Below are 26,110 nucleotides of genomic sequence, written 5' to 3'. Positions count from 1 at the left end.
CCCAGCGTATTGCATTGATTCTGGGGTAAGTTTGTCGATCATCCTTCAACCTTTTCCAGACACACCAAAGCGTTGTAATTAGGAATATCGACTTCAGGCGATCGCTTATTTGTATCTAACAATACATTCCCTTCGGGCCAATGCACCTGCAAATTCCCCGGTTTCATGGGTGCAGTGTAAACGTGTCCCTTCAACTCACCAAAATCATTCTTGAGAATTACCCCATCTCCCTCTTTCAATCCCAACTTAGAAATATCCTCTCGACTCATCAATACCGCCTCTCGCACCGCACCCGTAATCGCGTCTTTCTTTTCCTGCACCATACTGTTAAACTGCTTACCGCGCCGAGTTGTAACCAAGAAGTATCCCTCTGGTAATTCTTGCTTGGGTGGAGACAATACTGAAAAATGGGCTTTACCATCCGGTGTCGGAAAATTCCAGCCAAAGCAGAGGTGAGAACCGCCATACTGAAATTGGTTTCCCGCTTCTTTTAGGTGCTGAATTCCCGCATACTGAGGGATAATTTGGGCAATTTCTTGACGAATAGCAGCAGTTTCATCAAACTGCAACTTATCGGCTAAATCGAGACGCACTTGCCGCGCCAATTCCATAAATACTTCCCACTCCGGACGCGCTTCAGTGCTGCTTTCACATAATCAGGTTCTGGCAGAACTTCTAAGAAATTCCCACCTACAGAAAACAATACATCCAACTGTCCGGTATGAGCAGCATGAATCATTTCTGAAACGGTTAATCCCTGACAGGTAGGAACCTCAAACCCCCATTGTTCACTCAACTGTGCTGCATTTTCTGGGGTAATTGCCTTGCCACCGGGAAATACCGTCGCGTAGCATCCCATCTCGGCACCCCCTTGCACGCCAGAGTGTCCGCGAATTGGCATTAACCCGCACCCTTCCCTGCCAACAAATCCTTTCGTCAGTGCCAGGTTAATAATTGCTCGCACATTATCTTCGCCGCATTCATGCTGAGTAATTCCCATACTCCAAACAAATACAGCTTTTTCCGCGTCTCCCACCATCTTGGCAAAAGCCAGCATCTCGTCACGGGTTGCGCCGGAAATTTGTTCTAATTCCTCCCAGGATTGGTGATCAAGGGAGGCTTTTAATTCGTCAAAATTTCCGGTATAGTTTTTTATAAAGGAAAAGTCTACCCAATTATTGGCAATTAGATGTTTAAGAGTGCCATTTAAAAAGGCAATATCCCCTCCCATATTGACCAAGAAAAAGTCTTCGGCAAATTTAGTACCGAATAAAGCACTCTCCAGAATCGAAGGCACCCAGTAGCGTTCCATCCCCGGTTCCCGGTAGGTGTTGATCACAGCGTCCAGTCTTTCATTCCACTTGTTCCCAAAGCGCAACCGTCACAAACTCCCTTGTTTAGAATTTCCCAAGCATAGGGTAGTTGCTCGCGGTTTACCCAGGCGGCACGAAACACTTCCCAGTAATTATTAGGGTATTGTTCGCCAATGCCGAAAGGTTTCCAGCTAGCCCAATGGGAGGGAGTCCAGCGCTTTTTAGGTTGACGTATGCCTGGGTATTCCATGGCAGTGCGATCGCTTTCTTCGGGTCAGGCTCACTTTACCATGGAGTTTTCGACCTATCGACAGGTTCGTGCAACTCAACAAATGCAGTTGGTTGCGGTAATGTAGTTAAAGGAGAGATCCCCGACTTCTTTAAGAAGTAGGGGATCTGAACCGCTATCTCTCCTTAAAAAATCATGTAAAGACTTGCTGAATAAGTACGTTTTGAAGAGATTGCCACTCTACAATGACCTACAGCAATCACTAAAGCTCTAACAATGATCAAAGCTTATGCGGCTCATGAACCGGGTGGAGAACTAAAGCCCTTCGAGTATGATCCGGGTTCTCTTGGCGATGAAGAGGTAGAGATTAATGTCGAGTACTGTGGGCTTTGTCACAGTGACTTGAGTATGCTAGACAATGAGTGGGGGATGACGAAGTATCCCTTTGTTCCAGGTCATGAGGTTGTTGGTACAATCGCAGCGTTGGGAGATAGAGTAAGCACGCTGAATGTGGGACAACGAGTTGGATTAGGTTGGTATTCTCGTTCCTGCATGACTTGCGAATGGTGTATGTCTGGCAATCACAACCTCTGTTTGACCGCAGAAGGTACAATTGTCGGTCGTCATGGTGGATTCGCTGATAAGGTTCGCGCTCATCATAGTTGGGTGGTTTCCCTACCAGAGGGGGTTAATTCTGCTACCGCAGGTCCGCTATTCTGTGGCGGCATCACTGTATTTAACCCTATTGTCCAGTTTGATATTAAGCCGACAGATCGAGTGGGTGTGATTGGCATTGGGGGATTGGGTCACATGGCGCTCGGCTTCCTCCATGCTTGGGGATGTGACGTGACGGCTTTTTCGACGAGTCCTGACAAAGAAGCAGAAGCACGGAAGTTGGGAGCCAATCATTTTGTCAACTCTCGTGATCCTAAAGCGCTGGAATCGGTCCAGAATTCCTTTGACTTAATTCTCTCTACGGTTAATGCTGACCTAGACTGGAATGCTTACATTGCGGCATTGCGTCCAAAGGGTCGGTTACACTTAGTTGGGGTAGTTCCTAATCCGCTATCCACTCAGCTTTTCCCCATGATTGCAGGTCAGAAGTCGATTTCGGGTAGTCCACTGGGTAGTCCGGTAACAACTGCTCGGATGATCGACTTTGCGGCACGGCACGGTGTCGAACCGATTACGGAAACGTTCAGCTTTGAGCAGGTGAATGAGGCGATAGAAAAGCTTCGCAATGGTAAGCCCCGTTATCGCTTGGTTTTGAAGCATTATTGACATCCTCACCAAGCGACACCTTAAACCCGAAAACCCACCCAGAGTTAAAACTCCGGGCTAATAGCTTAAGTCCACGCTTTGTGGACTAAAACTCTTATCCAGTCGTATGCCAGACGAATGCCAGCTATGAGCCAGTGGTTTAAACCACTGGCGGTTAGTGAGACTGGTGCAAGATGTGAGTTTAACCCGACATGACATTAAGGGCATATTGTCGAAATCGCTCTAAATCTGCCTCGATAGTAGACTCAACAATACGACCTAGAAACAGATTATCCATTAGCTGACCGAGAATTCCAGGAATATCATAAGCCACAGTCAGCTTAACAATACTGCTGCCATAGCGATCATAGAAGCGAATAGCACCCCGATTGGGTAAGCCATCAATTGATTCCCACTGGATGATCTGGTGAGGCTCCACTTTCAGAATGCGAGAGAGCCAACTAAATTCAAAGCCACCACTGGCAAGTTTCCAGCGGGATAGCTCCGGATTATCTTCTAATATCTGTACCGAGTCAATCCACTTCATCCACTGGGGCATTTGTTCTAGATCAGACCAAAGATTCCACACCACATCAATGGGAACCTCGACTTCAACCTGTACGCTGTGTTCTAACCATTTGGACATTGGAATAGGGAGTGAGGAATAGGTGAAAAAGACATGGATAGACTCAAACGCTGATCGCAGGCGATCGCTCTACTAGGTTCGGAGCATTTTCTAGAATAGCTTTGGCAGCACAACGCCCAGATAGGGTTGCTCCTTCCATACTATCGATATAGTCTTGCTGGGTGTAGCTGCCAGCTAGGAAGAAGTTGCTGATTGGTGTTTTTTGAGCGGGACGGTAGGCATCTGTACCGGGGGATTCTCGATAGAGAGACTGAGCCAACTTAACTACACTGTACCAAGTCATGTGTAGTTCACGAGAGGAAGGGAACAACTCCTGGACTTGCTGAAGAACGTGTTGAGCGATCGCTTCGTTACTCTGTCGGATAAACGGATCACCGGGAGTGAGTACCAATTGCAAGAGTGAGCCCTCTCCCTGGCGGTAATAATCACCGGGACTCGTTAAGGCTAAGTCAGCAAAACAAGAGAAGTCCGCATCAGCGGTATAGAGGAGATTATCGATCCCCACTGCTTTTTCAAGTTGCTTTCGTTTCTGGGCATCGTCAAGTTCCGTTACCCAACCATCAAACCGCAGTTGCACCGTTGCCACGGGTACTGTATCCAGCTTATAGATATTGTCAAACTCCGACCACTTGCGCCATGTTTGGGGTAACAAGCGTTGTACACCAGGGACATCAGAGGCGCAGACGTAGGCATCAGCGACGATAGTTTCTTCGGTGTCACCTTTAGCAATCATCAAACCCGTGACTTTAGCTTGTTCCCTCGCTTCGGTATAGAGGATTTCTCGCACGCGGCGTCTGGTATAAATTTTTGCCCCTCGCGCTTCTAAGTAATTAATAATGGGTTTGTGCAGGTACTCGTGGGGAGAACCTTCCAGCATCCGCAACACTGAAGCTTCCGTTCTAGCGGCAAACAACTGGAAAATCGTCAGCATACAACGGGCAGAGATATTTTCCGTATCAATAAAACCAAGAGCATAGGCGATAGGATTCCACATCCGCTTCAAACTGCCATTAGAACCCCCATGACGCCGAAACCAATCAGCGAAGCTGATCGAGTCGAGTTCTCGAATGGTTTCCATCGCCCCATCAAAGTCAACCAACCCACGAATCAAAGGACTTGTACCGAGAGCGATCGCATTTTGCAACTTATCTTTTACCGATAGCTGAGAAGTGGTAAAAAAGGCTTTCAGTCCGTTGAAAGGCGCACCCGTAATGAAGCGAAAATCCAGCGCCCCCGTGCGTCCGCCTTGATTAATAAAGGTGTGGGAATGCTCTTTCAGGCGCAGATTCTCAAACGCCCCCACCTGCTTCATTAAATCAAACACGTTGTAATAGCAGCCAAAGAAAACGTGCAATCCCATCTCGATAGGATTGCCATCAGCATCAATCCAGCTACCCACCTTTCCACCAACAAAAGGACGGGATTCAAAGAGTTCGACTTCATGTCCGGCATCGACTAATTCAACAGCCGTCGCCATTCCAGCGAGTCCCGCCCCAACAATCGCTACGCGCATTCAGCCTTTCCTTTTCAGTTTCTTTACAGATTGTAATAGAATAGAGCGTCTGAATGCAGCAGATTCCCCACTCCCTACTTAACTTAAGTCCGGCTCAACATCTTAACCAGATTCGGCATACCGGCTCCTTGGTGGTAGCGATCGCGTTTCAAATCCGTACAATGGGACAGAAGAATCTCTTTAACTCGATCAGGATAGCCAATGAATTCCTGACGCACTGAGAGGAAGGCGGCAACAACACCGGAAACATGGGGACAAGCCATACTCGTACCACTCATTCCCACATAGAGGTCTTGTTCCTCTGAAAAATTAGCATTGCACGAAATAATTTGTTCTCCGGGTGCTACCACATCCGGTTTGGCGCGTCCGTCTGCCGTTGGACCACGGGAGGAAAAGTAAGAAATGCCGTAAGTATGAGGTTGTTGCTTATGAACCGAACCCACTGCGATCGCTTCTTCTAAATTAGCCGGATCACCAATAGATAAGTCAAGATTGAGTTCGCTAATGCCTTGTGCCGTTTGAATAATCAGACGCCCTTCATTCCCAGCAGCAATGCAAACTACTACCCCCTGACGCCAGAGACGGCGAAGTTCCCGGCAGATGGGAGAATGACCGCAACCGTACACCGTGGGGTCAAAAGGACCTCCCAGACTCAGATTGACGCCATGAATTACTAAATTGGGCGAGGATTCATTGACACTGGCAATGTGATTGAGTGCTTTGATAATCCAAGCATCGTTGCCATAGCCCTCATCATCCAAAACTTTATAGATATGCAACTGGGTTTCGGGTGCCATACCTCGGAATTTGGCATAAGGACTATCTTCCTTACCCATCCCAGCAATAACGCCAGCAACGTGGGTGCCATGTCCGTGTACGTCTAAGGCTTTACCCTGTCGGGGTTGCCCTACTCCAGTACAATCCCACTGTTGCGCAATGTTTTTATGGGTTTGGAAATGGGGATGGTTGGGTTGAATGCCCGTATCTAGTATCGCCCAGTTAATATCTTTACCCGTTGCCCCATAGCCGAGCTGGGCAGTATAGGCTTGCACTTTGTGAATCGATTGATCCAGCAGGGCAACCTTCCGGGAGTTTTTCCAGATACGGGCAAAGGGCAGATTTTTATAACGGGCTGCTAGCCGTTCAATCTCGGCTGGGGTTAACTCTGCTGCCACGTAGCGCTGCAAGGGGTCAATTTTCGCCTCTTCTTGATTATGGGTAAGTTGCTGAAGTTCTTGAACCAGCGTCTCTCGCTTGGTGTCTAGGGTGGTCGCTGAGGCCCCTCGAAGCGTTGCACCAGTTATCTCGTCACTGAGTTCAATTAGCACAGGCAACCGTTCCACAGGTCCTGCCATCTCCTCTGCTACATCCTTAGCAATCACAAAGGATGCAATGGGTTGGGCAAAGGTTGAACCCACTACCTCTTGTACCGCCCGTTGAACTTCTTTTGTGCCTAAATAGCCAGTTCCAGAATGGGGGTCAAAGTCAAGAAGACTGTCACTTTTGAGATTACGGACAATCGAATCCTTAATCTTGCCAATGGGTGAAAAATCATTGGAGATTCCTTTATCAAAGGCTACCGGATCGAAGCGGTCGGCAAAATTCTGCCAATTCGTCACTCCTGTTGGCACTTTCCAAGGGTGTCCGAGATTGTCTTTAACCGCCTCAATACCCAGAGGGGAACCAATCGTCAGGAATAAGGGAATCGGAATGTCTGAATTCTCTAGCTGACGCAGCACGTCATAGGCGATAATGGAACCCATGCTATGTCCAATGACTAGATACAGTCCGTTTTCGGGAATGAGAATTTGGCGCAAGCGATCGCGAATTTTCTCCCGCTTTTGCTCGTTATAAAAATAAGCGGCTGTATCTTGAATAAAGCTTTTGGTCAGCCATTCGGTAATTTTGCGACGAATGGAGTCAGGCAGCAAACGGAGATCACCACCAAAGAACTGAGTGCTTACCCCACGGCTGGGAGCGTTATTAGCTAGCATTTCCTGCGCTAACTTCTCAGCATAAGCGTGCGCTTCGTTGCTCTCGGGAACAAGCTGTTGACTTTCCTCAATCACTTCCGTATCGGATAGAGGACGTTCGGTTTCCAACGCGGCTATTGCAAATCCTTGGGTTTTGGCAGCAGCAATTGGCTGTGGATACTGAATGTCCGACCAATAAGCCAAGCGGGTACGCGCTCCCATATCTATTCCAAACAGCGCCTTATCCCAACTTCGCTTCAGGACGGCAGGAGCCGGCTGCTCTCCTATACCATGAACGTAAACTACAGTCAAATTATCCATTGTTCAGTGTTTGCTTATCTACGGTTGTGAGTTAAACCCTTCCCCAGCTCAACTGCTGATGAAAGGCTATCACTACCTTAGACAAAAGTCTGACGAGCATGAACGAATTCTCGTTGTTTTGAGCATTGGTGGAGAAGCTGGAAGCCTGATTATACGGTTACTGATTTGCCTTAGTGCGTAAGTCCTGTCCCATTAGGTGTAATATTTCAGTGCTAGGGTAGGGTGAATTAAAGTTTTTGAAAGTATTAGTACAAGCGTTCTATGATAAGTGTATGTAAGGGATTTAATTCCACTCTGATGTATGGCACGTGGCGAAATCCTCAGAAAACTCTTCAGGAGCTTCTCTCACAACGAGAGAGAAGAGTTTTTGGCTGCCGCGATGGAACTTATCGAAGAAGAAAAAAGTAAAAACCATACCCTGCTTGCTAGAGATCTCGAAAAGCTGCTCCACAATGGGAACGGATACACCAAGCGCTTAGCCGCTAACCTTGCCCCCTGGAACCAGTTTCCTGAATTGCCCAAAGACAAAGAAACTGGACTCTCTTTGCTTGAGGTGAAACAATTCGATCTCACTTGGGATCGCATTATCCTCAGTGAAAAAATCTTTGATGTCCTGCAAGAAATTGTCCTCGAAAATCGTAAGCAAGATATCCTCGCAGCCTATAGCCTTAGACCCAAAAGCAAACTTCTCTTTTGTGGGCCTCCTGGCTGTGGCAAAACCCAAACTGCAAAAGTCCTTTCCAGCGTATTGGGACTGCCACTGATTTATGTGAATCTGACGGCTGTATTCTCTTCTTACTTGGGCGAAACGGCGACTAATCTCCAGAAAATTTTCGCCTATATTGAGAAAGGGGAATGGGTTGTTTTATTTGATGAATTTGATGCCATTGCCCGTGATCGCAACACGCAAAATGAACATGGAGAAGTTAAACGACTAGTCAACAGCCTGCTACAGCTCATCGATAATTCAACTAATAATGGTCTGTTTATTGCCGCGACTAATCACGAGAAACTACTTGACAGCGCTATTTGGCGGCGATTTGATGAAGTCCTCTTCTTTGATAACCCATCCGTTGAACTCCGGACGGCTCTTTTGGGTCGTTACCTATCTGCTATACGTTATAGCGGAATTGATCTATCTGCTTTTGCTGCTCGGATTGAGAATGCTACTGGAGCCGACATAGAACGCATTTGCGCTGATGCAACTAAAGCAGTAATTTTGCGGGGCGATCGCATTCTTACGGCTGATGATTTAGAAGTTGCGATTGGGCGCTATCTAGATAGACAACTTATAATATCGAACTCAACAGAATTCTCTACGCCGAGCCAAAATGGTGAGTCAGTTTGAACACCTGAAACTGCCAAAAATCAATATCGAACTTCCAAGGCGCTCTACGGGCGGTGGCGGTGGGATGAAGCGTTCTGATAGCAGCACCCACGGTAGGCAGCTATTAGATCAAATCTCTACCCTGATTCAGCCTATCAAGCAAAAGACTAGTCCCTTTCGTCTTGACCCAAAATTAATTTTCAAGATCAAACTTGCTAAGAAGGGTAATCTTTCAGAAGATGAGTTGACTAAAACAGGGCTGACTTTTCTAGCGCGTGAACCAAATCTCAATAAAGCAATCGTCGTTTTCTCATCCGACAATGAACTTACAGAATTCAAGAAGCGGTTAGAGAACTACAGTGGAATTAAAACTGATTGTAAGTATGAATATTTGGGGGCAATTGATGAGCTAGTACCCCTCGAACCACAGGATCGCATTGGTCGCTTATTGGAACTAGAGCCAGTCCAACCGGGAGAACTAGCTCCTCTAGACTTGGAACTTTGGCACACTGGTGATCGCCAAGAAATGAAACGATCTCTGGATACCATCGCCGAAGTGTTAGAAGGCTTGTCTAGTGATACCACTCAAATGCGAATGAGCGATCGCTATATTGGCAACTATCTATGTATTGCTCGGATTAAAGTTACCCACGACGTTTTAGAGCTTTTGTTACAAGAGGAAATTGTTAAGGAAATTGATCGTCGTCCCAAACCTGCATTTGAGAGTACGGCTGACTATAATCTACCAATTTCCAGTTTTCCGGAAGTGATTCCTCCACCTGAAGACCATTGTGGCGTTCTCGTCATTGACTCTGGTGTGCAACGTGGTCATCCATTAATTGCTCCGGTTCTGGGTGAAGCTGACGTCTTTCCTGACGCACAACGCCAATTTATCAAAGGTGGACCTGATGATGAAGGAGGGCATGGCACCAATGTTGCTGGAATTGCTATCTATGGGAACATCGAGAAATGTATTGAAAAGCGTTCATTCGATCCAACTGCTTGGCTCTTCTCTGCCCGCGTGACAGACGAAAATAACCAATATGACGAAGATCTCCTCGTAGAAACTCAACTTAGTGAAGCTATTCTTGCCTTTATTAAGCAGTATCCAAACTGTAAAGTCATTAATATTTCACTAGGGAATGCTGAACAAATTTACCGAGATGGACTCAAACAATTTCGCCTAGCTGCCAGAATTGATGAAATTGCCTATGAGTATCAATATAAGAACATTGTTTTTGTGGTTTCAGCAGGAAATGCTTATTATCCAGAGGCAACTTCCATAGAACAACTGCGAACTCACTACCCAACTTACCTATCGAATGAGAGCGCTCGAATCATCGATCCTGCAACTTCTGCAATCTCGCTCACTGTTGGTTCTCTCTCTCTTGGTCGCAGCAGCATGACGTACCCTTTAGATGCTCGGCGCAATGCAGTTACTAAACTACCAGGATACCCCTCTCCTTTTACAAGAACAGGTTTTGGGGTTGATGGCATGATTAAGCCTGAAGTTGTAGATCTAGGAGGAGATTGGGTTCTTGATGGCAGCAGGGTAGTTCAAGATAATCAAGCAGGAGTTTCTATTCTGACGCTATCAAAAGATTACGCAACCTCATTGTTTCGACTGTCTAGTGGCACAAGCTTTGCGGCTCCTCGTGTTGCCAACTTAGCCGCTCAACTTTTTACAAAATATCCAGATGCTAGCTCGAATCTAATACGGGTACTTATTGCAAACTCTGCTGCCCTGCCCCCCAATATTCCTCCTGAGTTTCAGGGGAAACAGCCCAAACAAATCAAGCAGCGACTAGCCATCTATGGCTATGGACAGGCTGATTTGCAACGTGCAATGTATTCTGCTGAAAACTATGTGATTTTGCAAGAAGACAATATCTTGATTCCTGTCGGTAATTTTCATATTTATGAGATTCCCTTACTCCCACCTGAGTTTTTTCAGACCGAAGGCACCCGAATTTTATCTATTGCTCTAGCATTTGACCCACCGACTCGACCGACTCGTGGAGACTCATACTTAGGAGTCACAATGGAATTCAACCTTTTCAAGAGGATTGATCGTGAAAGTATTGTGAATGCTTATGTAGCTGCTGGTAAAACAGCTTCGCCTGAGCAGTTTACAGAAATCTCTATGAAAAACTTAAAGAAAAAGCATGGCTCTGGCATTGTTGTCGAGTTATCCCCAGGTGCTAACTTGCGAAAAAAAGGAACCTTGCAAAGGGGACAAATCCAAATTATCAAATCAAAGGGCTATGAAAATAATCCCATGTACCTGGTTGTAAGTTGTAATCGCAAATGGGCAAAGCCAGATGAAATTGATATGCAACGCTACGCCTTAGTTGCTTGCATTAGTCATTCCGATCCTAAAGTTGATTTATACAATCGTTTGAAACTTCAGGTTGCCCAGAGAGCGAGGAGCCGAGGGAGAGTTTAACTAAACCAACAATTAAGCTATTTGCTAGAGTGGATTAGTAGGTAATTAAGTAATCAAATTCTGAACTTCTTACTCATTCATATTCCGATAAGTAGCCACCGCTGAAGGAGATATCCGATTTAAGTAGCGGAAAATCCAATATTTAATCACGGAATCTAAGATCACGGGAAACGTGGCAATAAACAAAAAGATGAAGTCCCGACTTTCAGGTATTCCCAGATGTCGGGAAACTGCTTCAAGAATGACTTCCCATCCGTGGGGTGAGTGGAACCCCACAAACATATCCGTAAACAAAATAATGATAAAGGCTTTGGCACTATCGCTCAAGCCGTAGACAATATCATCCATAAAGGATTTTAAAATAGCCAAATCTGGTTTGCTATTAACAATTACTAATGCAAACGCTAATAAAGAAAAAAGGTCTGCAAAAATATTTTTAATAGCATTAGAACTGCGACTGCGATATTCTTCTGCCAGTTCACCTGCTTTTTCTTTAACTTGTTCTTTCAGTGCTTCCTCTGACAGTTTAGGAGTGAGTCCTAGCATACTTTTGAAGTGTAGTTCTTCTTCAAATCTATGTAACTCACTCAACGCCTCTTCTTCCATATCTATATTTAAAAAGATGGTGGCTTCTGGTTCACGCCTAAAGTTTTCAACAAGTGGACTAATTAAGAAGGTTTTAGTCACCTGTTGAGTTAAAATAGGAACAATGATTAAAGTCAGGATAAATTTAATAGAAATTAAGGTTTTATCTCTAGAGCTGCGAAATTTTTTAACGACTTCTTCTTCAGCTTTAGGGTCTAATTCTCGCTGAAGTCTGCTGACTGTCCTTAAAATCGAGCGAGGAACTACTCCAGTTTTATCAGAGATGGTTTCAATCTTTTCCAGGGGATCTCCGTTGACATTCCTATCGTCTTGCCAAGAGCGAGAATCATTTCTAAAATTATTACCAGCCACTTGCTTAGAATTAGATTTAATAACATCGGTTTGCGATAGCGGGATTAGTGAAACTGATCGTTTCAATTGGGGACGAGGTGAATATTTTCTGAGTATCTTATCGATGAAATCTAATTTTTCAACAATAATCGACTGTTTTTCACTTAAATCAACTGGCTCGTATCGTCCAAAATTAGTCATTGTCTCTCCATTGAGAGTCTCAACCCCTTGAGAATTCAAATTATTAAAGACAGACCGATACGCTCTAAATTCTGTAAGTCTGACCTTAATGGTTTTTAAATATTTGTTTAAGTCAGCATCGAAATATGATAAAACACTGTCACTATAGTTACTGGAATCAGCCGATATTTTTTGACCATTAAAATGCTCATCTTCAATGGCTTTAATCATTAAAGCCGCTCTGTATGCTTGATCTAATGCTCTGTCCGGTGTATCAGAGAACCATTGATTGGCAAGACGAAAAATAGCTTGTAGCTTCATTGAAACAGCTAATATCTCATTCAAGAAAAAACACTACCAACGAGTTCTGGCTTGTCGGACTGCCAGAAGCTTTAATTCCTGTTTATTGTGGTATGTTAGCAGATTTAACTAAAGGAAAATTCATGCTTCTCACTTCGCTCTGGATTGTCGGCTCGACTCGCAGCGGCAAAACGGCTCGACTTGTTGCTCAGTTTTGTCAATGGGTGGAAGCGGGATTGGGACGATCGCCTCAGCTATCTCGCTCAACCCCACGCAGGACTTGGCGCGATCGCCAAATGGCACCCGCTATCTTAGTTTTGGCTGCGAATGACGATAATCGCCGGAGTTTTGCCGATCGCCTCACGGCAGCGCTACAGGGGCGGTATCCGGTGCTTTGCAAGACGCCATTGGGTTTTTTTCAGGATGAAGTGATGTTATTTTGGCCCTTGATCATCAAGCGGCTGAATCTGAGGGCGCAATTTCCAGTACGGTTGCGCCCAGAAACTGAGCAGGAGTTAGCCACTCAATTATGGCGCGACAACCTGGATAATGATCTTCTCCAGCTACCGGGTGCGAACGAATCCGTGCGAGTGCGCCGCCTCCTGGACTTATTCCAGTTAGCCGCCGTGAGTGGGACACCAGTTGAAGACATTCCCAGTATTCTCGCAGAAGGAGTGGTAGAACTGGAAAAGACACCAGAACTCTGGCAGTCTATCGGACAACTGCTGTTAGACTGGCGGCACTGGTGCTTGGAGCGGGGATTGCTGACTTACGGTATTATTTGCGAACTGTACTGGCACGAACTCTTATCTGACTCAACCTACCTAGAATACTTGAGCCAGCGCTATCGAGCAGTTTTAGCAGATGATGTGGATGATTATCCTGCGATCGCTCGTGACTTATTCGAGATTCTCTTAGATCAAGGTGCAGTGGGAGCCTTTAGCTACAATCAAGACGGTGAAGTGCGATTGGGTTTAAATGCTGACCCTAATTATCTGGCAGGATTAGCATCTCGCTGCCAAGTGGAAACCCTGACAGGTTCAGGGAATGACTCTTTGGCAGAAGAGTTATCGAGTTTGGCGATTGAATTCATTAGCGACCCCATCGTTCTATCCGGTTTGCCGGAAACCGTACAATCGATTCAAACCACCTCCCGCGCCCAACTGCTGCGGCAAACGGCTGGGGCAATTGTAGAAGCCGTGAAGTTAGGGCAAGTACAACCTGCTGATATTGCTATTATTGCGCCCGGTTTAGATGCGATCGCTCGCTACACCCTCACCGAAATTCTCACCAGCCAAGGCATACCTGTAGAACCCCTCAACGACCAGCGTCCCCTAATTAGCTCCCCAATGATTCGGGCATTATTAACCTTACTGGCTCTAGTTTATCCGGGTTTGGGGCGCTTGGTAGACCGAGACGCGATCGCAGAAATGCTAGTCATCCTCAGTCGAAAACCCGAACTATCGACAGAAACACCTGAAAATTCCCCACTTTCCACTCCCTACATTGATCCTGTACGAGCCGGTTTACTCGTCGATCACTGCTATTCCCCCGACCCCGAACACCCCCGCTTGTTGTCTGTAGAAACCTTTGCCCGTTGGGATAGGTTGGGACATCGGGCAACAACGGCTTACACGGAAATCGTGGAATGGCTGGAGGTGCAGCGAGAACAACAGCAACAGCGTCTAGTTCCCTCCTGCGTCGCCGTTCTCGACCGAGCCATTCAGAAATTTTTGTGGAATGGCAGCCACCTGCCCTATGAGCAACTCGCGGCACTGCGGGAACTCATGGAAACTGCCCAACATTACTGGGAGGTAGACGGACGCTTACGAAAAGTTTCCTTAAGAGAGGGGGAGACTATTACCCCAATTACAAGCATCAGAAGGAATGCCCCCGCCCACACCACCATTGCCCAATTTATTCAACTGCTGCGTTGCGGCACGATTACGGCCAATCCCTACCCCGTCCGTCGTCTTCCCGCCGTAGCCCATAATGGCGTCACCCTAGCCACCATCTTTCAATATCGCGCCTATCGCAGCTTCCATCCCTGGCATTTTTGGCTCGATGCTGGTTCTCATCTCTGGAGTATCGGCGGTGCTGCCACCCTGTTTGCTGCCCCGTTATTTCTCAAAGATTGGTCAGGACGCCCTTTAACGGAGGAGGATAAAATTAAAGCGGATGAGGAGCGCTTGCAGCGGATTTTACGAGATTTATTCGGTCGAGTTGGACAACGGCTATACTTGTGTCACAGTGACTTAGCCGTGAATGGTAATGAGCAGACGGGTCCACTGTTGACATTGGTTCATGCCTCAGTAGATTTGGCGGCTGAGGTAGTCTGAAAGCGGGTTGTAAAGAAGACAGAAGGACAAAAGTGCCTCAAAAACCATGGGCGATAAAGAAAAACACGAGTAACCACATCATCAGACTTATCGGTATTCCCAAGAGAATTCCGGCGATCGCCCAACCCCGTTGATGGGCTTTAAACTGCTCAATACTGTTCCAACGACGGCTTTTCCATGCCCATTCGTTACCCTTGGCTCCCATTGCGATTGCCATCAACCAACCCACTTGCGGCACCCACGATAGCAGTCCCAGCCAAACGTGATTGGTAAAGGGCCAAAACCCAGATAGCAGAAACGCTCCCCAATTCCACCCCTTAATTTCATCGGGTACCGACACCACCGGGTCGAATAAATTACCCTGCCCAGAGTTATTCTCAAAGGGGATTAGCTCTCTTCTGACAACCCTCCTGTTCAGTGTCATGCCCATGCCGTATTCCAATGCTGAAATAGCCTCAGCCGCACTCTTAAATCGTTCCTCTGGGGCAGGTTCGATCAGCTTGCCAAGCCAGTTTACCAAGCTGGGACTGAGACTCACTTGATTTTCAAAGCAAATCCGCAAATTCCGCTGCGGCAAGTCAGCCGGAGCCGTACCGGTGAGTAAGTGAACCAATGTGGCTCCCAAGGCGTAAAGATCAGATGCTGGAACTGCCCTACCCCCAAACTGTTCCATCGGTGCGTATCCGTAAGTTCCCACTACGGTAAAGGTTGCACCTTCCGTTGCTGCCCGATCCTGCACTGCCCCAAAATCCACTAAGTAAATGCATTCATCCTCTCCCCAAATTAAGTTGCTGGGCTTAATATCCCGATGCAGTACTGCCGGATTAAGCTGATGGAGAAACTGGAGGATATTCAGGATTTCGACTGCAATTTGGCGAATTTCCGGTTCGGTGAAGCGCTTGCCCTGCACCAGCAGCTCTTTGAGTGAGATACCGGGAATGTATTCTTGGACTAAGCCAAACCAGAGCGATCGCTCATCAATGTGGAAATAATCGCAATACTTGGGAATTCGACAATGATCGAGCTGTTTGAGAACTTGTGCTTCCCGCTCAAACAATCTCAAATCTTCCCATTGCACCTCACCCCCAAATGCCAGCAGTTTAACAATAACGGGTTGAGGGGGTGACATCGCTAGATCGTCTGCCAGCCATGTTTGACGCCGGGGATTGGAACTTAGTTTTTGCTTGAGCTGGTAGCGATCGCGTAATACCTGTTCGAGTTGCAGCATCTTAGCATAGATTCCTTAGGGACTCATTCTTCTAATCTAGCTAGAACTTCCACAGATATTCGGGAGTAGGGAGTGGGCTTTGCCGTGAGCGTTTAGCCGAACGGGAGTGGGGAATAGGGAATAAAGTCTCAATTTATCTCCTGCTTATCGAGATAATCCGTTGTCCCAGGACTGCAACTCAGTGTTCCATTATCATAGGTTGGCGGTGGAGGTGTCGTTATACCTCGCTTGTTCGCTTCGCACAGGATGGAAATCGTTGTCATTCCCTTCTCAGCCGTTGAAGAATACAATTCAGTCACAGGTACTAAAAAGACTCCTCCTACATAGCTCTTGACGTCAGATCGCTGAGATATAGCATAGTTGAATACAGCTTTAGCCTTGGCATGAGTTGAATAGTTGTAGTTTGCAGTTTGAGTGGAAATGCCGAGTTCAAGCTCTGGAATGGAATTGGAAAAGGTATTGTTTTCTAAATAGTAAGCTTGTTGGGCACGGTTCATCGAGCCAATATAGGTTTTCGCTTCTGATTGTTTAGCTTTATAGGCTCCTCCAAACATCCTAAAATGTATCCAAACGAAAGCACCAACAATAATGAGCTGCATTGATACTAAGCAAAACAGACGACCATACCGAACTGAACTTATAGCTGACTGACTGGCTTGCCTGCCAACCGAGTTTGATTTTTTACAAGTTTCCAGAGCAAGAAGTGCTTGACGGGCTGAGTTAAATCGTCGTTCCGGGGCGGGTTCTGTGAGAATTTCTAGCCATTGGACAAAATTGGGCGTCAGGCTAACCTTGTCGCTAAATTGAATACGCATTTGGCGCTGAGGCAAATCGGCTGGCGAAATACCCGTTAACAAGTGAATCAACGTAGCACCCAGCGCATACAAATCGGAAGCGGGTACTGCCCGTCCCCAAAGCTGTTCGGGTGGGGCATAGCCGTTAGTCCCAACAACTGTAAACGTAACACCTTCAGCCGTAGCTCGGTCTTGGACTGCGCCAAAATCGACTAAGTAAACTTGCCCGTCACTATCTAAAATGAGGTTACTGGGTTTGATATCCCGGTGCAAGACTGGTGGTGAGAGTTCGTGGAGGTAAATTAGAATGTCTAAGACGCTGGTGGCAATTTGACAAACTTCCTTTTCTGTAAATCGTTTACCCCGATCCAATAACGTTTGTATAGAGTCCCCCGTAAGAAATTCCTGTACCAACCCAAACCAAGGTAAACCCTCACCCGCTTGCTGATCAACTGAAAAATAATCAAGATAGCGAGGAATTCGGGAATGGTTGAGATGTTTAAGAACTTGAGCTTCCCGTTCAAACAGTTTCAGTTCATCCCAATGCATCTGGGGATTAAATGCTAGTAATTTTACAATAACGGGTTGGGATGGGGACTGACTCACGTCTAGTGCTAGCCAGGTTTGACGCCCTGCATTCTGCCCCAGTCGGGTTTGGAGTTGATAGCGTCCATGGAGAAGTTGTGAATTTTTGAGCATAATTAATGACTAGGTGTTATGGTGACAAATTTCATCATTCATCATTCATCATTCATCATTCATCAAGCCAGTTTTGAAGCTCATGAGTTAACCAGCGGCGTTCGTTTTCTGTTAATTCTTGACCGAAGGAATAGCTAACCATCTGAGTTTCTAGGACAAGTTCCATAAAAGGAATTTGATTCACCTTTTGTATCTCTGAGGTTTGACCGACATGACGCAGGTAACTTAAGCCAAAAAGTTCCTGTTCGATGATAAAATGTTGTCGATCAAGGTAAAGGCAATGGTGTCCAAAGAGATGGCGGAGTGCGTGAGCCACTTCCTCTTGCAATTTTCCTAACTCTCGATTTGTATCCCGCAACAACCAACCCATCAACAGAATCAAAGGCAGCAATATAAAAAGTACAGCAGGACTATATACTAGGGCTGCAAATAAACCAATTCCTAACACTAGCAGAATAGAACCCAACACTAACAAAAGAGGGAGCGAGCATACTGTTAGAAACAAGTTACCGCCGAGTTTGATAACACTGAGAAGCGATCGCTTGGGCTTGGGAATTTTAATGGATAACTGCCGAGTTGATTTTTTTAACTTAACCCGACTGCCAGGGGGCTGAGGATTGGTGATAATGGCAATTTTGGGGGAACGATTACTGCGGAGGGCTGCCAGCGCCTCAGAAGCATTAGTGAATCGCTGTTCTAAGTCCGGTGCAGTCAGAACTTTAATCCAATCGGTAAAATGAGGGTCGATAGAAACGCGATCGCTAAACTGAATCCGTAAATCCTGCTGGGGCAAATCAGCCGGTGGTGTCCCCGTCAGCAAGTGAATGAGGGTTGCACCCAAGGCGTAAAGGTCGGATGCGGGTACAGCCTTACCCCAAAACTGTTCTAAGGGCGCATAACCTGTCGTTCCCACTACAGTAAAGGTAACGCCTTCGGTTGCCGCACTATTTTGCACCGCTCCAAAATCAACCAGGTAAACTTGCTCATCATCTCCCAAAATTAAGTTACTCGGCTTGATATCCCGATGCAGAACCGATGGATTTAAACCGTGCAGGTAAATGAGAATCTCTAAAACTGACTGAGCAATGGTTTTTACCTCAGCTTGAGAAAACCGCTTGCCCCCGTCTAACAACTGGCGCACCGAAGCCCCAGGAATGTGTTGCTGTACTAAGCCGAACCAGTACAACCCACCCCCTACCTGTTGATCCAGGGAAAAATAGTCGCGATACTTGGGAATCTGGGGATGGTTGAGCTGTTTGAGAACTTGGGCTTCCCGTTCAAATAGTTTAAATTCATCCCATTGCATCGTCGGATTGAACGCCAGCAGTTTGAGGATAACCGATGCTTCTGGGGATGCCCCAACGTCTTGAGCCAGCCAGGTTTGCCGCCCAGGATTCTGTCCAAGTTGTTGCTGGAGTTGATAGCGCCCTTGTATGAGTTGTTGTGCTTGCAGCATAAAGGGATTAGGAATGGGGAATGGGGAATGAGACAATCAAGCCTCTTCCCTTTATTACTTCATTCTCGAGTGCGGGTTTTCAGAAAGTTTCAATGAACTCGCTGTTGGTTACAGCGCGCTCACTCTTCTCAAAGCATAAGTGAGTTTCTTCATCAAATCTTCATCAAGTTTTGGGAAATCTTCGTGAAACCTTAATACTGATCAAAGTAACTAAAGTAACTGGTTGAGTATTTTTATCAAAAAATCATAAAGTATCGGGTAAATCTTTATACAAACTTTACCTAACTTCTATTGACAAAAAAGTATGATCAGAACAAATGCTCGATCGGTTAATCATCTCCACTGCTAAAAAAATGAACAACAATTTAAAAAAAATTGCCATTGTCGGTGCTAGCACAGTTTTAGGAGCCACCGCAGCACTTAGCTTGTCTATTCCTGCTCAAGCTGGCAGTTTGAAAGGTCTAGCTCAAAACTTTAATGTCTTCGTCTTTGAAGATATGAACGCTTACAATACGGATGCTCATGGTAGGGTAGCCGTTGGTAGAAATGCGACACTGACTAATTTTGGGACAGCGAGCCAGTTACCAGCTAACGGTGCAGGTGACACTCTAGTCGTTGGTGGCGAATTAAACTATAGTGGGGGTCAGGTATTTGTCGGTGATGTGGTGGTAGGTGGTAATGTTGTTAGCTCACCTAGTATTCCCAATGGCACGTTAAAATCAGGAAATCCCATTAACTTCACGGAAGCTGCGCAATTCTACAAGAATTATTCAGCCCAATTGGGGGGCATAGCCACCAACAGCACAGCCCAGAATAACTTTGGTACGCTCAACCTAAATGGTACCAGTTCAGACTTAAACGTTTTTGAACTTGATGCATCCATTTTCGACTCTGCAAATGGTTTGAATATTAATTTTGCTGAGGACTCGACGGTGTTGGTTAACGTAACAGGTAACCTCTTCGATCTCAAGAATGGGTTTCAAATGAATCTCAATGGTAATCCCAATGGCGCTGGCGCTAACCGGGTTCTATTCAACTTTGTCGAGGCAACACAGCTAAACTCTACAGGTTTGTCTTGGCAAGGCAGCGTTTTAGCTCCGTTGGCTCAGTACAATGAGTTCTCAAATGGTCATATTAATGGGCAAATGATTGCCAAGTCAATTACGGGAAGTGGAGAATACCATATGGTTGCTCCGAATAATGGAGGAACTCCGGTAGTATTTGACGGAAATTTGCCTGATCCAGAAGCTGTTCCAGAACCGCTAACCGTTCTGGGTTCCGGTATGGCGTTAGGATTTGGTGCTTTCTTTAAACGGCAACAGTCCAAAAAACATAAGAATGCGAAGCAATAATGTCAATTGATTGAGCGGTCTTATCGGCAGGATTTGTAAGGGTACGATATATCGTAACCCTTACGCCGTGTTACCAAGAGACTTAAATATCTAGATCCGTCAAATTCAAACGAGAACCGTAAGTTTCAATGAACTCACGACGGGGTGCAACCCGATCGCCCATGAGTACCGTAAAGATGCGATCGGCTTCCGCTGCATCTTCAATTTCTACCCGCTTCATGGTGCGAGTTTCCGGATTCATGGTTGTATCCCACAGTTGCGTTGGCATCATTTCACCCAAACCCTTAAACCGCTGGATGGTGTAATTGGCGTTTGCAGGGAATTCGTGTTGAACTAAGTTCGTCAGTTCGCGATCGCTGTAGCAATAGTAGTGATTGCGTCCCCGCTCTACTTTATAGAGAGGAGGGCAAGCAATATAGATGTAGCCCTGATCCACAAGAGCGCGTTGATAACGATAGAAGAATGTTAGCAACAAGGTGCGGATGTGCGCTCCATCTACATCAGCATCGGTATTATGACAAGCGATACCACCCGTACCACAAACAAAGTTTTCGTCACCTTCCACCGAGAAATCGTAAACGTATTCGCCAACGGGTTCAATCTCCTCAGCGGCAATAACTTTCAACCCCATCAAATCATCACTAATAGGTACATAGTCTTGCGCCTTGCGAGTTGGGTTAGCGAGATGAGTTTCTAGCTTGTGCGCTAGGGAGTGCCGTTGCCAAATCTGATGATATTGCTTGATCTGCTCCTTACCACCAATCGTGATGGTGTAATAGGAGTGCCGAGTTTGAATAGATGCCTCAGCAGCAGTAGCAGGTTGATGCTCTGTGGTACTGGCAATCAAACCCAATTGCCCGAACAGATAAAGCAACCCATCCTTGAGAGTACCAGAATTGGTGGTAAATGAGAGATTTTTGCCGCCAGTGGTGCCGTCACCGAGAAAATAGCCTTCTAAAAAGGTTAGCTGAAATTCCTCGCCAAGGCTAAACAAAATATCCGGCAGTTGTTTCTGGTGAGCGCACTTCGCCAAACCCCAGGCTTGCAACAACCGCGCTGCGGCAACACTGTGGAAGTAGAGTTTGATGCCGTCGCTATCTGGATCGTTATAACAGCGTGCTGTTTCACCAAATACCGACTCAATAGCAGTGATGAGTTCTGGGATAAACCTCTCATCCTTCTTGCCCAAGTTGAGGCTGACTTGATGCTTACTTAGGGTTCCCTCAGCCACATACCAGCCCAAGAACCACATTAATTCTTGTGTAATCGGCAGGTAGCGATTGAATGCCTTATTACTATGCGCTTGAGGAACGAGTTCCACCTCATCGCCAAGCTGTGCGAGTTCGCTGGGGGTAAAGTAATCAAAGGGCTTGTAACAACTCACCTCACGCCAACGGGCATTTTTGCTCGTATCATCTTGAGCAAGACATTCGTCAATCTTAGAGGGTAGTGTCTCATACACAATATTATCATTCCCACCAATCACCTCAAGATAGCTGAGGAAGTGGGGTAACGTGGGTCGGTTGATACCGCGTTCCCAGTGACTGATGGTAATTGGCTGTTTAACTCCAACTGAAGTAGCAACCTGCTTCTGGGAGACTCCTACTGCTTGACGTTGGGCGATTAGCTGCTGCCATCCGGCTAAATCAAGCTTAACTCGCGGTTCATTCCACTGGTCAGGTCGTGTTACCTTTGCTAGAACGCGCTCACTAGCGATGCGTCGCACATCTTCGCCTTGCAGGTAGAGTGATTGAGTTAATCCTGCTTGGTAGAACGTCTTGAGCAAATCGATCCGCGTGGGATTTTCTGAGGGACGTGGCAAACGCCGACTGGCAACAAGCAAGTCACCGGCTTTAATTTCGTTCCCTTTCTTGAGCCGAACTTCTCCGTTTTCATAGACAAAGACGCTATGGGAAGATGTCACCTTCACCGAGCGATTGTAGCGCGTTGTAATTTTATACATCGGCTCCTCATGTCCGTGACGAATCACAGCTTTCAGAGGACGGAAGCGGGTAGCGTGGGTAGCAGGATCGAAGGAAATAACCTGGTAACGTTCAGTTGTGCGACGCTCTTCAATGCAGTCATCGATAAAACCACCGATTGAGACAAATTCTGTGCGTCCGGTGTCGTCCATCACTAGAGTCGGCTCATCCCCAGCGACGCTCATTATTACGATGCGGTGATAGCGTAGTCCAGAGGCATCAAACTCCTCACCTTTAATGCCTAAACCTAGTGCGGTAATTAGTGATTGAATTTCTGTGTTTTTGTAGATTTTGGCGTCGTCCGTTTTCTCAATATTGAGGATTTTACCGCGTAGGGGCAGAATTGCTTGGAATTGGCGATCGCGTCCTTGCTTGGCACTTCCGCCAGCACTATCCCCTTCCACGATAAAAATTTCTGAGTCAGCAGGATTTCGGGAACTACAATCGGCTAACTTACCCGGTAACGGAGACGATTCTAAGACTGACTTGCGGCGTACCAACTCCCGCGCCCGACGTGCCGCTTCTGCCGCTTTGAACGCTTGAATGGCTTTCTCTAAGACGGAATCAGCGACTTGGGGACGGAACTCTAGGTATTCGGTTAAGACTTCTCCTACCAGAGAATCCACGATACCCCGCACTTCGGTATTCCCCAGTTTAGTCTTAGTTTGACCTTCAAATTCTGGGTCGGGGACTTTTACAGAAATAACCCCTGTCAATCCTTCCCGGACATTCTCGCCACCGAGGTTTGCTTCATTATCTTTAAGTTTATTGCGCTTGCGGGCGATCGCATTCATCGTCCGCGTCAGGACAGTCTTTAACCCCTCTAAGTGAGTTCCGCCATCAATGGTGCGGATGTTATTGGCAAAACCCAAGAGGTTATCGCTGTAGGCATCAATGCACCATTGCAGTGCCACTTCGATTTGGACGTTATTACGTTCGCCCTGAACGTAGATAATTTCTTCGTGGAGGGGTTCCTTCTCCCGATTCATGTATGCCACATATTCCTGGATACCCCCCTCGTAGTGGTAGGTTTCTACCCGTGGTGGTGAGATGCGGTTATCACTAAACGTCATCCGGACGCCAGCATTCAGGTACGCCAGTTCTCGCAGACGCCCTGCTAAGGTGGTGTAGTCAAACTCAATACCATTTGTAAAGATTTGCGTATCTGGCTTAAAGGTAACAGACGTGCCTGTCTGGTCTTGTTTATTCGGCTTGCTGGTAAGTTCAGTAACTGGGACGCCCCGCTCGTAGCGCTGCAAGTGAACCAGTTTCTCTCGCCAAACCGTTACTTCCACCCATTCTGAAAGGGCGTTAACTACAGAAACCCCAACCCCGTGCAATCCTCCCGATACCTTATAGCCACCACCTCCAAACTTTCCTCCCGCGTGTAGCACCGTCATTACCGTTTCCAGTGCTGATTTACCCGTCGTGGGGTGGGTATCCGTGGGAATGCCGCGTCCGTCGTCTGTAACGGTGACAGAACCCTCGGCATTGATGTCAACTTCTATGTGAGTGCAATAGCCAGCTAGAGCTTCATCGATCGAGTTGTCTACAACCTCGTAAACTAGATGATGGAGTCCCCGTGGACCGGTAGTACCGATGTACATACCCGGACGCTTGCGCACCGGATCGAGACCTTCTAGAACTTGAATTTGATCGGCACTGTAACTACTCGTCATGTCAGGGATTCTCCACTATGAGCTTTGAGCCGTTTTGATGCCTCAAAATGGCAAAACACTCAAAAATTCTAACACAAAAGGCTTATAGGCGACCACAGAGCAGTCTGAAGGGGTGTTTGTAAAGGGGATAGACCCATCCAATGGTAACGATAGGGGAAGAGGGGAAGAAAGGAAGAGAAGGGGACAACGAGACAAGGGAACGGCTTCACTGTCCTCTTACCAACCCAAAACTGATTGTAGTTTGTGGTGCCACGGCTACAGGTAAATCAGGATTAGCTTTAGAATTGGCACAGCGATTGGGTTCAATAATTTTAAGTGCAGATTCCCGTCAAGTGTACCGGGAGTTTGATATTGGTACTGCCAAGCCTTCCGTGGCAGAACAACAGTTAGTGCCCCATTACTTCATTGATAGTTGCGCTCCGACAGAAACACTAACAGTAGCAGAGTACCAAGAGCAAGCCCAAGCGTTAATAACCTCCCCCCCACTCCCCCACTCTCCTACTCCGCCTCTTCTATTGGTGGGAGGTACGGGTTTGTATATTAAAGCAGTAGTACGGGGGTTGAAAATTCCGAGAGTGGCACCTAATCTAGAATTGCGATCGCAACTTTCGGCTCTTGGACAAACTCAGCTTTACGCCTTCCTGCACCAAGTCGATCCAACGGCGGCTGAAAAAATTCACCCCAATGATGAAGTCAGAACCTTACGGGCATTAGAAGTCTATTATGTCACCGGATGCCCGATTTCAGAACAGCAAGGAGAAAATCCTCCTGACTATCCGATTCTTCAGATTGGTTTGGAATGCACGGATTTGGATAAGCTGACTCACCGTATCGCACAGCGAACGGAAAAAATGATAGTAGCAGGTTTAGTAGAAGAAGTAGAAACCTTATGTAAAAAATACGGTTGGGATTTACCGCTACTCGATACGCTGGGTTATCGAGAAATAAAACAATATCTGATCAGTAAAATTTCTTTATTAGAGGCGAGAGAGTTAACGATTTTACACACCCGACAATTTGCCAAGCGTCAGCGCACTTGGTTTCGGGCGTATCCTGAAATTGAGTGGTTTGATGCAGATAGTCCGGATTTAGTAGAGAAGGTTTGGAAGCGGGTGCAGGAGTTTATAGAAGAGTAGTGACGTTTCATGAAATGTATCTACAGGGACTGAAATTGCATCCACTGACGAGTACCAAAAAACTGACAGGAACGAGCCGCAACCTCTGCGGCGGCTGCCAGAGTATCCGTAAAATTATGCCGGAGAATAAAATGACAAAAAGCCCCATGAAAAACGTCCCCCGCCCCCAATGTATCAACCGCCTTAATTTCTGGCACGGGTAAGTAACCCGATTCTCCTAAACTGAGGTATTCAATGGGTTTTTCACCGCAGGTAATGGCAATGTGAGGAATTCCCATAGTCTCAAGATAAGCAAAAACTTTGGCTCGGCTGTGGCAATCTGGCGGATAAAAATTAGCCGAACAAACGGCATAATCGACAAAGGGCAAAACCGTTTCAAACCCAGTTTTCCAACTCCCACCGTCAATCACCACGGGAATGTTATTGGCTTTAGCGAATTGGGCGATCGCACGACTAACCTCCATCTGATGACCGTCAATCATGACTAAATCAACCCCAGCCTCGATAGTAGCAGGCAGTTGGTCGCGGCTGGCTTGAATCTTGGCGGCATTGATGGAAATGACAGCACGTTCGCCAGTGGATTGGGTGACAATTATCGAAGAAACGGGTGGCGGTTCTCTCAGGGTAGGATTTAGGTCAGCGATCGCTACTCCCCGACTCTCCAAGTCCCCTCGAATCAGTTGTGTAATGGCATGAGTACCAACTGCACCCAGAATTGTAGCGCGATCGCCGAGATAGCTGAAGGTGACAGCCGCATTCGTTGCAGGTCCGCCTGCGGAGACGGTGTAATCCGATGCGGAAATTTTTTCATTGTTACCTGGAAGCTTGGGACTCAGATAAATCAGATCCAAAGTAACCATGCCGATGAAAAGTCCGTTTTTCGTCATCTATTGTCTGGTTTAACTGTCGTGCCTGAGCCAAGAGTTCTGCATTGGTAAGCTAGTGCTGGTGCGATCGCGTTTGATTGCAAGAAGCCAGAGAAAGGGCGATCGCACGATTTA

Annotated in this window: 16 protein-coding genes and 1 pseudogene; 7 read left to right on the top strand and 10 right to left on the bottom strand. The window is 46.6% G+C overall.

Annotated features, from left to right (window positions below; translation table 11 throughout):
- Window positions 1-38: 38 nt before the first annotated feature.
- A pseudogene (locus tag IQ257_RS31405) lies at window positions 39-1,563 on the bottom strand (molybdopterin dinucleotide binding domain-containing protein).
- On the opposite strand from IQ257_RS31405, the gene IQ257_RS06525 reads away from it, so the two are divergent.
- Both IQ257_RS06525 and ahr read left to right on the top strand, forming a co-directional pair.
- On the top strand, window positions 1,547-1,669 hold the full coding sequence (locus tag IQ257_RS06525; protein WP_193877009.1) for a hypothetical protein: 123 nt from the start codon (window positions 1,547-1,549) through the stop codon (window positions 1,667-1,669). The pseudogene IQ257_RS31405 and the gene IQ257_RS06525 sit on opposite strands and share 17 nt — an antisense overlap.
- A gap of 149 nt (window positions 1,670-1,818) precedes the next feature.
- Window positions 1,819-2,823, top strand: coding sequence for an NADPH-dependent aldehyde reductase Ahr (ahr, locus tag IQ257_RS06520; RefSeq protein ID WP_193877007.1), 1,005 nt, complete (start codon window positions 1,819-1,821; stop codon window positions 2,821-2,823).
- Between the two features lie 181 nt (window positions 2,824-3,004).
- Here ahr and IQ257_RS06515 read toward each other — a convergent pair whose 3' ends face one another.
- From IQ257_RS06515 to IQ257_RS06505, 3 genes are all read right to left on the bottom strand, one after another.
- Entirely contained in the window at window positions 3,005-3,448 is a 444-nt protein-coding gene (locus IQ257_RS06515; protein ID WP_193877005.1) for an SRPBCC family protein, read from the bottom strand.
- Window positions 3,449-3,491: 43 nt separating this feature from the next.
- A complete protein-coding gene (zds, locus tag IQ257_RS06510; protein ID WP_193877003.1) occupies window positions 3,492-4,961 on the bottom strand; it encodes a 9,9'-di-cis-zeta-carotene desaturase in 1,470 nt (489 codons plus the stop codon).
- A gap of 83 nt (window positions 4,962-5,044) precedes the next feature.
- Window positions 5,045-7,255 carry a S8 family serine peptidase gene (locus IQ257_RS06505; RefSeq protein ID WP_193877001.1) on the bottom strand — a complete coding sequence of 737 codons (2,211 nt, stop codon included), beginning with the start codon at window positions 7,253-7,255 and terminating at the stop codon, window positions 5,045-5,047.
- Between the two features lie 301 nt (window positions 7,256-7,556).
- Here IQ257_RS06505 and IQ257_RS06500 point away from each other — a divergent pair, with 301 nt between their 5' ends.
- Window positions 7,557-8,603: an AAA family ATPase gene (locus tag IQ257_RS06500; protein WP_193876999.1), complete on the top strand. Its 1,047-nt coding sequence runs from the start codon at window positions 7,557-7,559 to the stop codon at window positions 8,601-8,603.
- Window positions 8,587-11,028: a S8 family peptidase gene (locus IQ257_RS06495; RefSeq protein ID WP_193876997.1), complete on the top strand. Its 2,442-nt coding sequence runs from the start codon at window positions 8,587-8,589 to the stop codon at window positions 11,026-11,028. Before IQ257_RS06500 ends, IQ257_RS06495 begins: the two co-directional genes overlap by 17 nt.
- Window positions 11,029-11,097: 69 nt before the next feature.
- On the opposite strand, the gene IQ257_RS06490 is transcribed toward IQ257_RS06495, so the two are convergent.
- On the bottom strand, window positions 11,098-12,465 hold the full coding sequence (locus tag IQ257_RS06490) for a proton extrusion protein PcxA (RefSeq protein WP_193877023.1): 1,368 nt from the start codon (window positions 12,463-12,465) through the stop codon (window positions 11,098-11,100).
- Window positions 12,466-12,587: 122 nt separating this feature from the next.
- Between IQ257_RS06490 and IQ257_RS06485 the strand changes: the two genes are divergently transcribed.
- Window positions 12,588-14,783, top strand: coding sequence for a recombinase family protein (locus IQ257_RS06485; protein ID WP_193932969.1), 2,196 nt, complete (start codon window positions 12,588-12,590; stop codon window positions 14,781-14,783).
- Window positions 14,784-14,820: 37 nt separating this feature from the next.
- Here the strand turns inward: IQ257_RS06485 and IQ257_RS06480 are convergent, their stop codons facing one another.
- From IQ257_RS06480 to IQ257_RS06470, 3 genes are all read right to left on the bottom strand, one after another.
- A complete protein-coding gene (locus IQ257_RS06480) occupies window positions 14,821-16,011 on the bottom strand; it encodes a serine/threonine protein kinase (RefSeq protein ID WP_193873893.1) in 1,191 nt (396 codons plus the stop codon).
- Between the two features lie 128 nt (window positions 16,012-16,139).
- The gene (locus IQ257_RS06475; protein WP_193873892.1) at window positions 16,140-17,504 is read right to left on the bottom strand and encodes a type IV pilin-like G/H family protein; all 1,365 of its coding nucleotides are present in this window, start codon (window positions 17,502-17,504) and stop codon (window positions 16,140-16,142) included.
- A gap of 55 nt (window positions 17,505-17,559) precedes the next feature.
- A complete protein-coding gene (locus IQ257_RS06470) occupies window positions 17,560-18,960 on the bottom strand; it encodes a serine/threonine protein kinase (protein ID WP_193873899.1) in 1,401 nt (466 codons plus the stop codon).
- Window positions 18,961-19,313: 353 nt separating this feature from the next.
- Here IQ257_RS06470 and IQ257_RS06465 point away from each other — a divergent pair, with 353 nt between their 5' ends.
- On the top strand, window positions 19,314-20,312 hold the full coding sequence (locus tag IQ257_RS06465; RefSeq protein WP_193873891.1) for a PEP-CTERM sorting domain-containing protein: 999 nt from the start codon (window positions 19,314-19,316) through the stop codon (window positions 20,310-20,312).
- 82 nt (window positions 20,313-20,394) lie between these two features.
- Here IQ257_RS06465 and IQ257_RS06460 read toward each other — a convergent pair whose 3' ends face one another.
- Window positions 20,395-23,973, bottom strand: coding sequence for a DNA gyrase subunit B (locus IQ257_RS06460; protein WP_193873890.1), 3,579 nt, complete (start codon window positions 23,971-23,973; stop codon window positions 20,395-20,397).
- A gap of 140 nt (window positions 23,974-24,113) precedes the next feature.
- Here IQ257_RS06460 and miaA point away from each other — a divergent pair, with 140 nt between their 5' ends.
- Complete coding sequence (miaA, locus tag IQ257_RS06455; protein WP_193873889.1) at window positions 24,114-25,109, top strand: tRNA (adenosine(37)-N6)-dimethylallyltransferase MiaA; 996 nt, start codon at window positions 24,114-24,116, stop codon at window positions 25,107-25,109.
- 20 nt (window positions 25,110-25,129) lie between these two features.
- Here miaA and IQ257_RS06450 read toward each other — a convergent pair whose 3' ends face one another.
- Window positions 25,130-25,996 (bottom strand): sugar kinase, encoded by an 867-nt coding sequence (locus IQ257_RS06450; RefSeq protein WP_193873888.1) that lies wholly within the window; start codon window positions 25,994-25,996, stop codon window positions 25,130-25,132.
- Window positions 25,997-26,110 lie beyond the last annotated feature (114 nt).

The sequence above is a fragment of the Coleofasciculus sp. LEGE 07092 genome, from assembly GCF_015207375.1.
Classification (GTDB): Bacteria; Cyanobacteriota; Cyanobacteriia; order Cyanobacteriales; family Coleofasciculaceae; genus LEGE-07092.
This window is presented reverse-complemented; position numbering and strand designations above follow the sequence as displayed.